This window comes from Methylomonas sp. Uni0009 (assembly GCF_054188105.3).
On sequence record NZ_JBTAFN010000001.1, the window covers coordinates 3,051,523 to 3,066,001 of the forward strand.

Here is a 14,479-nt window from a genome sequence, read left to right on the forward strand (position 1 = left end):
ATGCACTATGCTTGCAACGGAAAAACCTAAAATGAGGATGGAAATGACAGAATATCAATCACGGCAGTTGCAATTCAGCGGCAGCGGTGGCGAGTATTTCCGGATTTGGATCGTCAATGTCTGCTTGAGTATCGTCACCTTGGGCGTTTACTCAGCCTGGGCCAAAGTCAAACGTAACCAATATTTTTACCGCCACACTACCTTAGCCGGTGCGGGTTTTGACTACCACGGCGATCCCAAGGCGATCTTGAAAGGACGCATCGTCGCTTTTCTATTGTTTGCTGGTTATACCCTGGTCGGTGAATTCGATCAGCTTGCAGGCTTGGCAATTTTGCTGGTGATCGTATCGGTGATGCCCTGGCTGTTGATGCGTTCGCTCCGCTTTAGAATGCATAACACCAGTTACCGAGGCTTACGTTTTGCGTTTCATGGCAACACCGGCGCGGCGTACTTCAATTTTCTGCTATTGCCGGTATTATCGGCGTTGACTCTGGGGTTGCTGTGGCCGCTGGCGCAACAGCGCATGGCTCGTTACACCCGGGAAAACAGCACTTACGGTAATGAGTTTTTTAAATTCTTTGCCGGCATTGGCGCCTACTACCGCATCTATCTGATGACGATATTCATAGGTGTGCTGGTGTTTGCCGGCCTGATGGTCAGCGTTATGTTGCTGGGTAGCAAGGAGCTGATTCCGGTCGAGGCTGAGCAATTAGTGGCGATGAGCGTATTGGTAGCCGCGATAGGCACCTATTTGGCCTTATTTTTACTGGCTTATCCCTATGTCGCGGCGCGTCTGCAGAACTTAGTCTGGAATAGCACGCAATTGGGTCCGCACGGGTTTCAGGCCCAGCTTCAAGCGCGGGAGATGCTGGGTATTATGTTTAGCAACGTCCTGTTGACTTTGCTGACCTTGGGGCTGTACAAGCCGTTTGCTGATATTCGTTTGGCGCGCTATCGCATCGAGCGCGTCGCATTATTACCGCGCGGCAACATAGACGAGTTTGTGGCCGGTTTGCAGACCAATACTTCCGCCGCCGGTGAAGAATTGGCCGAGATGTTTGATTTCGATATTGCCTTGTAAATGTTGCTTACGGCCGTTTACTACGACGGGCGGCAAGCCAGGCCGCACCCTGTTACCCTCTGCTTAGAGGGTGACAAATTATTGTTGCAGGGCAGAGACATTGTCCGCCGCGAAGATTTAGCCAGTCTGAAAATTCCGCCGCCGCTCGGCAGCACGCCGCGCCTGATTTTGTTCGCCGATGGCGGCCGTTGTGAAGTCGCTGATCGGCAAGGCTTTGCCGAGATGTTGCAGGATGCAGGTAGTAGCGCGGTGACGGGTATGGAAAATAGTTGGTGGTATGCGTTGGCGGCGCTGCTGTTAACTCTGAGCCTGCTCGTTGTTGCGTATTTGTTTGGATTGCCTTATGCGGCGCGGGCGGCGGCGGACCAAGTGCCGATTTATTTGCTGGAACGGATGGATACGCAGTTTTTCGCCAGCCTTGATCAAACCTTATTGAAGCCCAGCACACTATCCGACGAACGTCGGCAAACTATTCAGGATGGCTGGCAGCGCTTGGCTTTGCCGTCGGGTGAGGATAGGCCCGCGCATATTGAATTTCGCGCTAGCTCGACATTGGGCGCCAACGCCTTTGCGTTGCCTGGCGGCAGCGTGCTGCTGCTCGACGACTTGGTGAGTTTGGCGAGTAACGACCAAGAGATTTTGGCGGTGCTGGCCCACGAAATGGGCCATGTCCACGAAAAACATGCTTTGCGGCAAATGCTTCAGGCTTCTGTGGTGGGTTTGGCGATGGCTTGGTACATCGGCGATGTCAGCAGTCTGCTGGCCGTCGCGCCGACCGTATTATTACAAACCCGCTATTCGCGCGATTTCGAACGCCGTGCCGACGCTTTTGCCGCAGAACTGTTGCGCGCCAACGCTATTCCGGTCAGTCGGCTGGCCGATATATTGGAAAAACTGGAGGCCGCCCATCAAACCACAGTACCCAAACAACCCGTAGAATCGCTTGAAGCGCTGGATTATTTATCCAGCCATCCCAATACCGAAGAACGGATCAAACGCTTGCGCGGGCTGTAAAATGCTCGGTAGCCGGAGTATTTTGGCTATTCATTTATAGGTATCAGGAGAATAAAACACCATGAAACGTCTTTATGTCCTCGCGCTGGCGGGGCTGCTGGCAGCCGGCGGAACCGGTTGTGCCTATACTGCCAAACCAGACCAGCAGGCGCAAAATCGCAAAGTACACCACGTGGTGATAGTCTGGCTGAAACAGGCGGGTGATGAAAAACTGCGGCAACAATATATTCAAGACAGTGCAGGCTTGGCTAAATTGCCGGGCGTGCTGGCTTACGATGTCGGTACACCGGCGGCGATTAATCGTGGACGAGCGAATGCTGCGTTAGATGAAAGCTATGATGTGGCCGTATCCGGCATTTACGAAAGCCAGCAGGCTTACGAGGCGTTTTTACAGAATCCGGAATATCTGCGCGTGGCGCAACAGGTGCTGCGGCCCTTGGTGGACAAATATAAGATTTACGATTTTATCGAGTAATGACGTTGTGACCAGCCGTTTCCCGGATCTGTAGACAGGAATGGCTGGACAGCATCAGTCTGGCTTTTTCAGCGCCGGCAGCATGTGGCTTAAGGTGTTGTCGCGCTGCACGTAATGATGAAAGAGTACCGCAGAGACGTGTAAGCCAATCAGGTAATAGCCAATCACACCGCCGGTTTCGTGTATTTCTTTGATCGTTTTGGTCAGTTCCTTGTTTTCGGCGATCAGCGCCGGCAACTCCAGGCCAAAGAATGGAATTGTTTTACCTGCCGCGCTTAATGCCAACCAGCCGGCTATCGGCATTCCCAACATCAATCCATAAAGCAATAGATGCACCAGACGTGCCGCCTGCCGTTGCCAGGCCGGCGGTTCCGGCGATATGGCCGGTGTGGGGCTGGCCAGACGGAAACCCAGTCTCGGTAACAGCAGCATTAACACCAATAAACCCAGCATAAAATGCAAGGCTTTCATGGTTTCACGCGGGTCGCTGCCTTTGGGGAACAACTCGCGTAGCTCGATACAGGCATACCCGGCTGCCATCACGATGAATGTCAGCCAGTGCAAGGCAATCGTCATCGTGCAATAGCGTTCGTTTGCATGGTTTTGCATCGTTAATTACTCCTTTTTTCCGAGAAAATGATAATACGCCGAATTTGCAATGAGCCGATTTGCCAAACGATGCCCGCGACTGGATGATTTAAAAACCTAGCGATGGGTTTATTTTTTCAAAGCGGAGGCTTCAGCGGCGCGGCGGGTGATTTCCGCCCAATCGCCGGCATCGACCAGTTCGGACGGTGCCATCCAGGAGCCGCCGACACAGGCCACATTACTTAGCGCCAGATATTCCACCGCGTTTTTCGGATTGACGCCGCCGGTCGGGCAAAAGGTCACTTGCGGCAGCGGGCCGCCGATGGATTTCAGCATCGGGATGCCGCCCGCCGCTTCGGCCGGGAAAAACTTCATCGCGGTAATGCCCTTGTCCATCAAGCGCATTACTTCGCTGGGAGTGATGACGCCAGGCAAAATCGGCACGCCGGAAGCTAGAGCCGCATCCAGCAAGCTGTCGGTGACGCCTGGACTGACGATAAATTCCGCGCCGGCGTCAATCGCGTTTTTCAGGGTTTGGGTATTAATGATGGTGCCGGCACCGACAATCGCGCCCTGTACTTCGGCTTTGATGCGGCGGATAGCGTCCAGTGCTACGGGCGTCCGTAAGGTGATTTCCAATACTTTCAATCCACCTTCCACCAACGCGCGGGCCAAAGGCACGGCTTGTTCCAGTTGATTGATTACCATCACCGGCATTACCGGGGAGGTGGTCATGACTTCTTTTATTGATACGGTCATTTGTTATTTTCCTAATGTGAGGGTGCTTGGAAAACCCACGCCGTGAAGCGTGCGTGTTTGACAAAACGACAACGGTCTCGGGGTAAACCCTAAACCGTATAGGTTGTCGATGCGGTTTTGCCGCCGTGTCCGGTCCAGTCGGTATGAAAAAACTCGCCTCTGGGTCGGTCGGTACGTTCATACGAGTGCGCGCCGAAATAGTCTCTTTGTGCTTGCAGCAGATTGGCCGGCAGTCTTTCGGTGCGGTAGCCGTCGAAATAGGCCAAGGCAGACGAGAAGGCCGGCGTCGGAATGCCCAATTGTATGCCCAGTATCACGGCTTGGCGCCAGCCCGCTTCGGCTTGTTTCATGGCATCGACGAAGAAATCGGCCAGCAGCAAGTTTTCCAGATCGGGGTTTTGCTGGTAAGCCTGTTTGATGTCGTTCAGAAATTGGCTACGAATGATACAGCCGCCGCGCCACATCAAGGCAATCTCGCCGTAATTCAGCGCCAGTTTGTATTCCTTGGCGGCTTCGCGCATCAGTCGAAAGCCTTGTGCATAAGAAATGATTTTCGAGGCATACAGGGCTTGGCGGATAGCCTGAATCATCGCCGCTTTGTCGCCGCTAAAGCTGGCGCTGGTTTTCGGCAGGGCTTTGGCTGCGCGGATGCGCTCGTCTTTTTGTGCAGACAGACAACGGGCAAAAACCGACTCGCCGATCAAGGTGAGCGGGATACCTAGGTCCAGCGCATTGATGCCGGTCCATTTGCCGGTGCCTTTTTGGCCGGCGGTATCCAGGATGCTGTTCAGTAAAGGTTGGCCGTTGTCTTCTTTGTACGCCAGGATGTTGGCGGTGATTTCGATCAGATACGAGCTTAATTCGCCTTGATTCCACTCAGCAAAAATCGCCTGCATCTCGTCGGTGCTCAAGTTCAAGCCTTCAGCCAGCAATTGATAAGCCTCGCAAATGAGCTGCATGTCGCCGTACTCGATGCCGTTATGCACCATTTTTACATAGTGACCGGCGCCGTTATCGCCGACCCATTCGCAGCAAGGGTCGCCGTCGACATGAGCACTGATGGCTTGAAAAATCGGCTTAACCGCTGGCCAGGCCGCCTTATTGCCGCCGGGCATGATCGATGGGCCGTGCCGGGCGCCTTCTTCGCCGCCGGATACGCCGGTGCCGACGTAGAGCAGGCCTTTTTCCTGCAAATATTGAGTGCGGCGGTTGGTGTCGGTAAACAGCGAATTGCCGCCGTCGATGATGATGTCGCCGGCTGACAGCAAGGGCAGCAAGTCGTCGATATATTGATCCACGACAGTACCCGCTTTGACCATCAACATGACCTTGCGCGGCGACTCCAGGCTATTGACCAGTTGTTCCAGAGAATGCGTACCGATGACTTGGGTGTTTTTAGCCGGGCCGTCGAGAAACTCATCGACTTTGCTGGCGGTGCGGTTATACACCGCCACTTTGAAACCGTGGTCGTTCATGTTCAGAACCAAATTCTGTCCCATGACCGCCAAGCCGATTAAACCGATATTTGCTTTCATGTGCTTGCCTACTGTAAACGTTGTCGTTGTGGGGTGATGACACAATGTTGCTTAATTCTGGTTTCAAGAAAGTCGTCCTTCCGTGGAAGGACGGATTTGGCAAAGTGAAACTAAGACGGCATTGCTTAAAGCGTGTGAATCTCAGTCCACGAAAAACAGATTGGTCGCTCCGGTTTCCGAAGTCGATGCGTTTGCCCGCATTGCGCCAAACAGTTCGCGACCCATACCAAAATGATGGCCGGTAGCGCTGTTGGCAGTCGGCACGCGGGCATCGAATTCGGCTTGATCCACCTGCACGTTGACTTCCCCTGTTTGGGTGTTCAGCGCAATGATGTCGCCGTCGCGGACCTTGGCCAGTGGGCCGCCGTCTATGCATTCCGGCCACATGTGAATGGCCGACGGTACCTTGCCGGACGCGCCGGACATGCGGCCGTCCGTGACCAAGGCGACATGAAAGCCGCGGTCTTGCAATACGCCCAATACCGGCGTCAATTTATGCAATTCCGGCATGCCGTTGGCTTTTGGGCCCTGGAAGCGCAACACCACGATCACGTCTTTTTCCAGTTCGCCGCGTTTGAAGGCAGCCACCACGTCCAGTTGGTCGTCGAACACCATTGCCGGTGCGGTAACTACCTGGTGTTTTTCCGCAACGGCGGAAATTTTTGAGACGCCGCGGCCCAGGTTGCCGTGCATCACGTGCAGACCGCCGCCCGCAGCGAAAGGTTGTGCCACACTGCTAATCACGTCCGGATCCAGCGACACAGCCGGCCCTGCTTCCCAGCTTAGCTTGCCGTCGTTCAGCGTCGGCACTTGGCTGTATTGCGCCATGCCGCGCTGGTCGCCGATGGTCAGAATGTCGCCGTGCAGTAAACCATGCTCGAGCAATTCCTGGATCAACAAGCCCATGCCGCCTGCCGCTTGGAACTGGTTGACGTCGGCCGGGCCGTTCGGATAAATCTTGGTCAATAGCGGGATGGCTTTGGATAGATTATCGAAATCGTCCCAGTTGATGATAATGCCGGCCGCGCGGGCGATGGCGATCAAATGGATGGTGTGATTGGTCGAGCCGCCCGTCGCCAGTAAGCCGATAATCGCGTTGATGATGGCTTTTTCGTTGACGACGTGAGCAATCGGCCGGAAGTCGTCACCCAGCGCGGTGAATTTCAATACCTGTTTGGCAGCAGCTTTGGTTAATTCGTCGCGCAGCGGGGTGTACGGGTTGACGAAAGAACTGCCGGGCAAGTGCAGGCCCATGATTTCCACCATCATCTGATTGCTGTTGGCGGTGCCGTAGAAGGTGCAGGTGCCGGGGCTGTGGTAGGCCTTGGATTCCGATTCCAGCAGTTCTTTTTCCCCGACTTTACCTTCGGCGAATTTTTGCCGGGTGCGGGATTTTTCCTTGTTGGAGATGCCGGTAGTCATCGGCCCGGCGGGCACAAAAACCGCAGGCAAATGGCCGAAACTCAAGGCGCCGATCAGCAAGCCGGGCACGATTTTGTCGCAGACGCCCAAATACAAGGCGGCGTCGAACATGTTATGGCTCAAGCCGATAGCGGTGGATAACGCGATCACGTCGCGGCTGAACAGCGACAATTCCATGCCCGGCATGCCTTGCGTTACGCCGTCGCACATGGCCGGCACGCCGCCGGCGAATTGGGCGACGCCGCCGGCTTCGCGCACGGCCTGTTTAATCAGTTCCGGATAATGTTGATACGGTTCGTGTGCCGACAGCATGTCGTTGTAGGCGGAAATAATGCCGACGTTGGGTTTGACGGCATGCGACAGTGCGTCTTTTTCAACCGCCGAACAGACGGCAAAGCCGTGGGCCAGATTGGCGCAAGGCAGATTGGTGCGTTGTGGGCCGTTGGCAATAGCGGCGTCGATGCGGGCCAGATAAGCAGCACGGCTTTCCCGGCTACGTTCCACCACGTCGGCGGTCACTTTTTCTAAAACAGGATGCATAAGCTCTCCAGGGCAGCAGATGGGGTGGTGTCGACGCGCCGAACGGCGTTTTGGAATCGAGAGTGATCGGGTTATGCGCGTCTAACCCACCCTACATTTAAGCGGCTAAGGTGCCCAGTACAATTCCACCGGCACGTCTTCCTGATTCAATAAGGCCCGAATCGGCATGTCCTCTACCGGGCCCGGTTTTTGGGCGCTGTTGAATACTGCCAACTTATCTTCGCCGGTGAACAAAATCACGATGCGTTCCGACTTTAATAAAGCGTTGCGGGTCAGGGTCAGGCGTTCTGTATTGGCGCCGGTCACTTCGCTTTGAATGGCGGTGATGGCCGCGGTCAGATTTTGATTGTCCTCACTCAATGCGTTGGCCAGACCTTCTGCGTGCGGAAACAGCGAAGCGGTATGACCGTCTGGGCCCATGCCGACGATGCTCAGCGTGAAAGGCTGCGGCAGTTTGGCGTAGCGGCCTTCAGCCTCGGCCTGACCTTGTTTGGCCTTGGCAGCCGGGGTTTTCATGCCGATAAACTCAACGTTTTTGGCGTTGTTGATCAGCAGGCTGCGGCGAATTAAAGCTTCGTTGCTGGCGCTGTGTTGATTGTCCACCCAGCGTTCGTCCACCAGCGCTACCTTGATTTTTTTCCAATTCAAATCGGATTTGGACAATGCTTCATAAAGCGGGGCAGGGGTGCTGCCGCCCGACACCAATAAAGTGGCTTGACCGTGTTTGCTGACGGCTTCGGATAACACATCCTGGCATTCGGCCACCAAGGCGGTAAACAGGTGGTTACGTTGTTCGAAAAAAAATTCTCTAACCATGTTCGTTGTTCTCGTGATGGATACAGATTGATTACTCTTCCCAGGCGCGGCCGTCGCGGGCCAATAATGCCACGGAGGCAATCGGCCCCCAGCTGCCAGCCGGGTAAGATTTTGGAGCGCTATGGTTTTGTGCCCAGGCGTCTTGGATCGAATCGACCCAGGCCCAGGCTTGTTCGATTTCCTCGCGGCTTAAAAACAGCGTGGTGTTGCCGCGCAGGGCTTCCAGAATCAGTTTTTCGTAGCCGCCGAAAATACTGTTTTTCTTGAAGGTTTCCGAAAAACTCAAGTCCAGCTTGGTTTGTTGCAATTTGATATTACCGTCTATGCCCGGCACTTTGTTCAACATCACCACATCCACGCCTTCGTTGGGCTGCAAATGGATCACCAGTTTATTGGCCGGCAGGTCGCGGAAGCTGTCTTTGAAAATGTTGTGCGGCAATTGTTTGAAGTTGACGACGATTTCCGTACGTTTATTGGGCATGCGTTTGCCGGTGCGCATATAAAACGGTACGCCGGCCCAACGCCAGTTATCAATGTCTACCCTAATTGCCACGAAGCTTTCGGTGGTGCTTTCCTTGTTGGCGCCTTCCTCTTCCAGATAACCCGGCACCGCCGCGCCTTTAATGAAACCGGCGGTGTATTGGCCGCGCACGGTTTTTTCCTCGACATTGCGCGCGGTAATTGGCCGTAAGGCTTTCAAGACCTTGATTTTTTCCATATGGATGCTTTCCGCTTCCAGATCGGCCGGCGGCTCCATCGCGACGAAAGTCAGAATTTGCAGTAAGTGATTTTGCAGCATGTCGCGCAACTGGCCGGTTTTATCAAAGTATTCCCAGCGGCCTTCGATGCCGATGTCTTCACCCACCGTAATCTGGATATGGTCGATGGTGTTGTGGTTCCAGTTGGTAGTGAAAATCGAGTTGGCAAAACGCAGGGCCAGCAGATTCAGTACCGTCTCTTTGCCCAGGTAGTGGTCGATACGATAGACCTGATCTTCCTGGAAGACTTCTTCGACGACGTCGTTGATCTCCTTGGAAGACTTCAAGTCGTGGCCGATGGGCTTTTCCATCACCATCCGCGATTCGGCGGTCAATACGCCGCAGCTTTGCAAACCCTGGCAGATACTTTTGAATAGAAACGGCGCTACCGCAAAATAGTTAACCATCACCCGCTTTTCCGGATCGACTGCGGCATTCAACTGCAGATATTGCTCCGGTTGAGTCAGGTCGATTTTCAAGTACGATAATCTTTGCGACAGCCGCTCCCAGATTTCCGGGTTTATCTCTTTGTTTAAGAACGATTTCAGGCTGTTATGGGCAATTTGGACGAAGCCTTCGCTGGTTTCCTCCAAACGGTCGACGCCGATAATGCGGGTATCGGCTTCCAGCAAATTGGATTTTTCCAGACGATACAACGAAATTAGTAACTTTCGTTTCGATAGGTCACCCAATGCGCCGTAAATCACCAGGTCGCAAGGTTTGTAATTTTGATTTTTCATCAGTGATACTAGGAATGAAGAAGAGGGTTGATCGGCTTTGGCATGTCGATTTCCGCGCGCAAACTAAACGCACGTTGCAGGAAACTCTGAGCCCGGATCAGTCGAAAATGCCGCCATTATAATGTTCGTTGTCGGTTTGGAACAAGATCAAAGGCCGCCAAGGCCGGATTTATAGGGGTTGGCGGCGCACAAAACGCTTGACTGCTAGCCGAACATCTCGGTGGTATAACGATAGGCTTGTATCTTGTCAGACCAATAGGCGGCGGGTAAGCCGGCCTTTTGTTTTAAGTGTTGTAAAAACTCGGTGGGGTTGGGTAAATCTTCCCACACCGAGGGCAGGAAGGTGCCGCGCCGGGCGCTTTCCTGCAAAATGATGCCGTCTATGCCGGGGCGCAGTTGCGCGATCAGATCCGCTTCGGACAAAAATGTCAGTGCTACGGCGGGGCTAAGCACGGAGATATGTAAGTCAAGATCGGCCACTTCACCAGCGGCTAATGGCGGAAAGCGCCGATCCCGGAACGCTGCCGCAAAGGCATTTTCCGCTACATCTTCCGCCAGAGGCCTTACCGCTTCCAGCATGCCGATACAGCCGCGCAATTGGCCACGGCGTTCCAGGGTGACGAAAGTCGCGCGGATTTCGCGTAATTCCTCTGGATAAGCATCCAAATCAACCGGTAACGGCCGACCGGTTTGCAGGCCGTGGGCTATGGATTGCCGGGCTAGTGCCAGCAAGCGATTTTGCGAGGTTTCAGTCAACGACATAGGCACCGTATCCCACCACTTGCTGTTTGTTACCGGCCGTGTCGCCGGAATTACGCAGATCTATGGTTTTAATAGACAGGCCTTTTTGTTTCAGTAGCTTCAACAAGCCGTTGACCGGCACCTTACCGCAGGCGGCCTCACCGCAAATTTCGTTGTATTGCAACTGCTCTATCATTCGGCTAGTCGCTTGGTCCAGGCGTTTGGCGGTGTCGTAGTCGTGATAATGGCTGAGATCGGAGCTGATCACCAGCAAGGTTTCATCGCCGCCCCACAACAGCTCCAGAGTTTGGCTGACTTGTTCGGGACTGGCGTCGCCGGCCACGATGGGGATCAGCGTGAATTGCTGTAAAACCGATTGCAGAAACGGCAGATGCACTTCCAGGCTGTGTTCCAGCGTGTGGGCTTGTTCGATGTATTCCACAAACGGCAAACTCAATAAGGCTTCGATAGCGGCCTTGTCTACCTCGACATCGCCGAGCGGGGTGGTGTAAGCCAGGGTTCTGCTGACTGCCAAGCCGCGAAACGCCACGTGATGCGAAGGGCCGATCAATACCACGCGGGTAATGCTGGCTGCGGCCGGCTTTAAACGGGCGTAAGCGGTAGCGGCTATCGGCCCGGAATAAACGTAGCCGGCATGCGGCACGATCATGGCTTTGGGCGCTTTGCCGGTGGGGCGTACGTCCTGCAAATAGCCGGATACCGCGTCATGGAGCTGTTGGGGGTGGGCAGGATAAAACCGTCCTGCTACGGCGGGTTTTCTATTCATGCGCTGATCCTTTTTTAAAGTTTTAATACGATCAGAGGCCGGGCGGATAGCGGCGCGTCAAAAAATTGAATACCCCGCCCATCTTGGGTTTATTCTACTGCTAACTCTCGCCGATAACGACCCGATTTTATGCTTGGGGTTCAAGGAGCATCGCCATGACTACTTTACTCAGCGCGGATACCGCAGCCACCCGTTATTGGCATGTGTTGGCGGACGGCAAAGTGCAGTGCGACTTGTGTCCGCGCTTTTGCAAATTGCACGAAGGCCAACGCGGCTTGTGTTTTGTGCGGCAGAATCTGGATACGCAGATCGTGATGACCAGTTACGGGCGTTCCAGCGGTTTTGCGATAGACCCTATCGAGAAAAAACCCTTGAATCACTTTTTACCCGGTACGCCGATTTTTTCGTTCGGCACCGCCGGCTGCAATTTAGCCTGCAAGTTTTGCCAGAATTGGGACATCAGCAAGTCGCGGGAGATGGATACGCTGATGAGCCGGGCCGAGCCGGAAGCAATAGCCCGAGCCGCACTGGAGCACGCTTGCAGCAGCGTCGCCTATACCTACAACGATCCGGTGATTTTCCACGAATACGCCATCGATACGGCACAAGCCTGCCGGGAGCTGGGTTTGAAGTCCGTGGCTGTGACCGCCGGCTATGTCTGCGCCGAGCCGCGCGCGGAGTTTTACCGCTACATGGACGCGGCCAATGTCGATTTAAAAGCCTTCTCCGAGGATTTTTACCACAAGATCACCGGTGGCCATCTGCAAGCGGTGCTGGAAACGCTGCAATATTTAAAACACGAAACCCCGGTCTGGTTGGAGTTGACCACGTTGCTGATTCCCGGCGCCAACGATTCCGAGACGGAATTGGAAGCCATGACCCAATGGGTGGTCGAGCATCTTGGTCCGGATGTGCCCATGCATTTCACCGCGTTTCATCCGGATTGGAAAATGACTGATACCCCGCACACGCCGCGTGCCACATTATTGCTGGCGCGCAGCATTGCCTTGAAAAACGGCGTGCGTTACGCCTATGTCGGCAATGTTCACGACAAATCGGCGGAGAGCACTTATTGCCACGGCTGCGGGAAAATTTTGATTGGCCGCGACTGGTACGAACTGTCGGATTGGAATTTGGATGCCGCCGGCAACTGCCGGTTTTGCGGATGTTCTTGTGCCGGGGTGTTTAATCCTTTACCCGGCGATTGGGGTGCCAAGCGCCAGGCAGTCAAGTTTTAAGGTAGCGGGCCTGCTCTTAAGACCAGGCATCCGGATTGATTTGGCCGATAGCCTGAAATGTGGGTTTGCAGAATAGATAGCCTTGAAACAGCGTGACGCCGCAGCCCAGCAGAAAATCCCGTTCGGCCTTGGTTTCGATGCCTTCCGCCAGCACTTCGATGCCGAGTTCGCGGCAGATTTGCACAACCCCTCCCACTATCGCCTGTTTGGGTTTGCTGAGATTGATGTCGCGCACCAAATCCATATCCAGTTTCAGCACATCCGGCTGGAACTCGGCGAGTAGGTTCAGGCCGGCGTAGCCCGCGCCGAAGTCGTCGATAGCGGTTTTAAAACCAAAGCGCCGGTATTCGGTGAATATATTGATTAAATGCGGACGGTCGGACACATCCTCGCCTTCAATCACTTCGAAAATGATGCGGTCTTTGGAAAAGTTGTAGCGTTGCGCGGCTTCAAAAGTCGAGCGGATACAGGCTTCGGGTTGGTAAACCGCATTCGGCATGAAGTTAATCGATACAAACTCCTGGATACCCAACCTCGCTGCGCCTTCCACGGCTTTAATCCGGCAGTTTTGGTCGAAGCGATAGCGGTTGGCATCGGTGACTTTGGCGAGTATCGATGCGGCCGATTCGCCGTTAACACCGCGCACCAGCGCTTCGTGGGCAAAAACGGTGCGGGCAAAAAAATTGACGATGGGCTGATAGGCAAAACTAAAATCGAAATCCAGTTCTTCCAGGTCTCGGCAACGGTTACAGCTGGGCAGGTCGGTATTGGTGTTGGTCTGTGGCGAATTTGGTGCGGTATTTTCTGGCATAACGGATTCTCGAAATCGATGTCAGGATGTTGATCATCCTTGCTTGAGCAGGCTTGCTTCCCTGGTAATCGTCATTATCAAGTGTAGCGAAGTTGATGCGAATCATCATTAACTTCGCAAGTTTTCGATTACTGGGTCAAGTTGGTTTTAGGATTCACTGAATTAGTTCAGTGTCAAATTCTAAGATTTAATTATTTGAACCAGCATCAATTTTGATTCTGCAGGGAAACTTGCATATGATAGCCCAACAAATTTAAGTCGGTGCCTGCTCATACTGTCCCTGCAAATATTCAGCAGGCTTGGCAAACGGAACTTAAGGGAATTCCATGAAAAAACCTCGTTCACTCGATCACGACGGCCTGGATGGCATTATTCCGTCTACGGACAAAGCGCGGCTGAGTTCTGCCAATCCGCAAGGCAAATCAGACAAAGCCTTTAAAAAACCCTTGCGCAGCAATGTGCCGTGGTTGCTTGGCGTGATTGGTTTGCTGGCCGTGGTGGCGGTTTTAGTGCCTGATTTAGCGCAAAAGCCGGCAGCCATTAGCCAGACTGCAGACTTGAGTAAACCGGCAGCACCAGCTACCGGTCCTGAGCCGGCAACCCCCGATACCCAAGCGCCGCAGCCCTCAACAGAAGCCGCTCCAGCCTTGCTTGCCGAGGCTAAACCGGATCAAGCGATTGCTGCGAAGCAAGACGCGCAACAGTCGGCATCCGGCAATGACAATCCGCAAACATCGGACCCGATGCCTGAGTTACCTACTGAGCCGACCGCGGCGGGTATTCCCAAAGTCTCGCCGGATACTGCGGCGCAAACCTCTGGCACGTCGTCTTTTACCGTGTATTTCAAATTCGATTCCAGCAAATTAACGCCGGAATCTGCGAACAGCAGCAACGAACTTTTGAGCGCGGCTAGAAGCTGCCAAAACCGGATCAAACTAACCGGGCATACCTGCAATTTGGGTAGCGATGCCGCCAACGTGCAGTTGGGCTTGACGCGGGCTAATGCCGTTAAAAGACTGTTGGTCGGCAAAGGTATCGGCTCAACAGCCATCTTCACCGCATCGGAAGGTATGAGAAATCCGGCGGCGCCGAACGATTCCAAAGAGGGCCAGGCCTTAAATCGTCGGGTCGAATTGCAGTGTGTGGATAATTAACCGAATTGAAGAGGGTAGAC

14 protein-coding genes are annotated in these 14,479 nt (G+C 54.0%); 5 read left to right on the plus strand and 9 right to left on the minus strand.

Annotated features, from left to right (window positions below):
- Positions 1–43: 43 nt before the first annotated feature.
- From ACWAU0_RS14315 to ACWAU0_RS14325, 3 genes are all read left to right on the plus strand, one after another.
- Complete coding sequence (locus ACWAU0_RS14315; RefSeq protein ID WP_458137057.1) at positions 44–1,081, plus strand: YjgN family protein; 1,038 nt, start codon at positions 44–46, stop codon at positions 1,079–1,081.
- Positions 1,082–2,095, plus strand: a complete 1,014-nt coding sequence (locus ACWAU0_RS14320) for a M48 family metallopeptidase (protein ID WP_458137058.1) — start codon at positions 1,082–1,084, stop codon at positions 2,093–2,095.
- 61 nt (positions 2,096–2,156) lie between these two features.
- A complete protein-coding gene (locus ACWAU0_RS14325; RefSeq protein WP_445368545.1) occupies positions 2,157–2,570 on the plus strand; it encodes a Dabb family protein in 414 nt (137 codons plus the stop codon).
- 54 nt (positions 2,571–2,624) lie between these two features.
- On the opposite strand, the gene ACWAU0_RS14330 is transcribed toward ACWAU0_RS14325, so the two are convergent.
- The 8 genes from ACWAU0_RS14330 to amrB all read right to left on the minus strand — a co-directional run bounded on the left by ACWAU0_RS14330 (position 2,625) and on the right by amrB (position 11,256).
- Positions 2,625–3,179: a cytochrome b gene (locus ACWAU0_RS14330; protein ID WP_445368546.1), complete on the minus strand. Its 555-nt coding sequence runs from the start codon at positions 3,177–3,179 to the stop codon at positions 2,625–2,627.
- Between the two features lie 108 nt (positions 3,180–3,287).
- Positions 3,288–3,917 (minus strand): bifunctional 4-hydroxy-2-oxoglutarate aldolase/2-dehydro-3-deoxy-phosphogluconate aldolase, encoded by a 630-nt coding sequence (locus ACWAU0_RS14335; protein ID WP_458137059.1) that lies wholly within the window; start codon positions 3,915–3,917, stop codon positions 3,288–3,290.
- Between the two features lie 89 nt (positions 3,918–4,006).
- A complete protein-coding gene (gene gnd / locus ACWAU0_RS14340) occupies positions 4,007–5,452 on the minus strand; it encodes a decarboxylating NADP(+)-dependent phosphogluconate dehydrogenase (protein ID WP_445368547.1) in 1,446 nt (481 codons plus the stop codon).
- A 141-nt stretch (positions 5,453–5,593) separates the two neighbouring features.
- Positions 5,594–7,414 carry a phosphogluconate dehydratase gene (gene edd / locus ACWAU0_RS14345; RefSeq protein ID WP_458137060.1) on the minus strand — a complete coding sequence of 607 codons (1,821 nt, stop codon included), beginning with the start codon at positions 7,412–7,414 and terminating at the stop codon, positions 5,594–5,596.
- 105 nt (positions 7,415–7,519) lie between these two features.
- Complete coding sequence (gene pgl / locus ACWAU0_RS14350) at positions 7,520–8,230, minus strand: 6-phosphogluconolactonase (RefSeq protein ID WP_033155358.1); 711 nt, start codon at positions 8,228–8,230, stop codon at positions 7,520–7,522.
- A 31-nt stretch (positions 8,231–8,261) separates the two neighbouring features.
- Complete coding sequence (zwf, locus tag ACWAU0_RS14355) at positions 8,262–9,728, minus strand: glucose-6-phosphate dehydrogenase (protein ID WP_101055191.1); 1,467 nt, start codon at positions 9,726–9,728, stop codon at positions 8,262–8,264.
- Between the two features lie 204 nt (positions 9,729–9,932).
- Positions 9,933–10,490 (minus strand): AmmeMemoRadiSam system protein A, encoded by a 558-nt coding sequence (gene amrA / locus ACWAU0_RS14360; RefSeq protein WP_458137061.1) that lies wholly within the window; start codon positions 10,488–10,490, stop codon positions 9,933–9,935.
- Positions 10,477–11,256: an AmmeMemoRadiSam system protein B gene (gene amrB, locus ACWAU0_RS14365; RefSeq protein ID WP_205450739.1), complete on the minus strand. Its 780-nt coding sequence runs from the start codon at positions 11,254–11,256 to the stop codon at positions 10,477–10,479. Before amrB ends, amrA begins: the two co-directional genes overlap by 14 nt.
- Before the next feature lie 155 nt (positions 11,257–11,411).
- On the opposite strand from amrB, the gene amrS reads away from it, so the two are divergent.
- Positions 11,412–12,494 carry an AmmeMemoRadiSam system radical SAM enzyme gene (amrS, locus tag ACWAU0_RS14370; RefSeq protein WP_205450738.1) on the plus strand — a complete coding sequence of 361 codons (1,083 nt, stop codon included), beginning with the start codon at positions 11,412–11,414 and terminating at the stop codon, positions 12,492–12,494.
- Between the two features lie 16 nt (positions 12,495–12,510).
- Here the strand turns inward: amrS and ACWAU0_RS14375 are convergent, their stop codons facing one another.
- Positions 12,511–13,305, minus strand: a complete 795-nt coding sequence (locus ACWAU0_RS14375) for an EAL domain-containing protein (RefSeq protein ID WP_205450737.1) — start codon at positions 13,303–13,305, stop codon at positions 12,511–12,513.
- Between the two features lie 326 nt (positions 13,306–13,631).
- Between ACWAU0_RS14375 and ACWAU0_RS14380 the strand changes: the two genes are divergently transcribed.
- Positions 13,632–14,459 carry an OmpA family protein gene (locus ACWAU0_RS14380; protein WP_458137062.1) on the plus strand — a complete coding sequence of 276 codons (828 nt, stop codon included), beginning with the start codon at positions 13,632–13,634 and terminating at the stop codon, positions 14,457–14,459.
- The last annotated feature ends 20 nt before the right edge of the window (positions 14,460–14,479 follow it).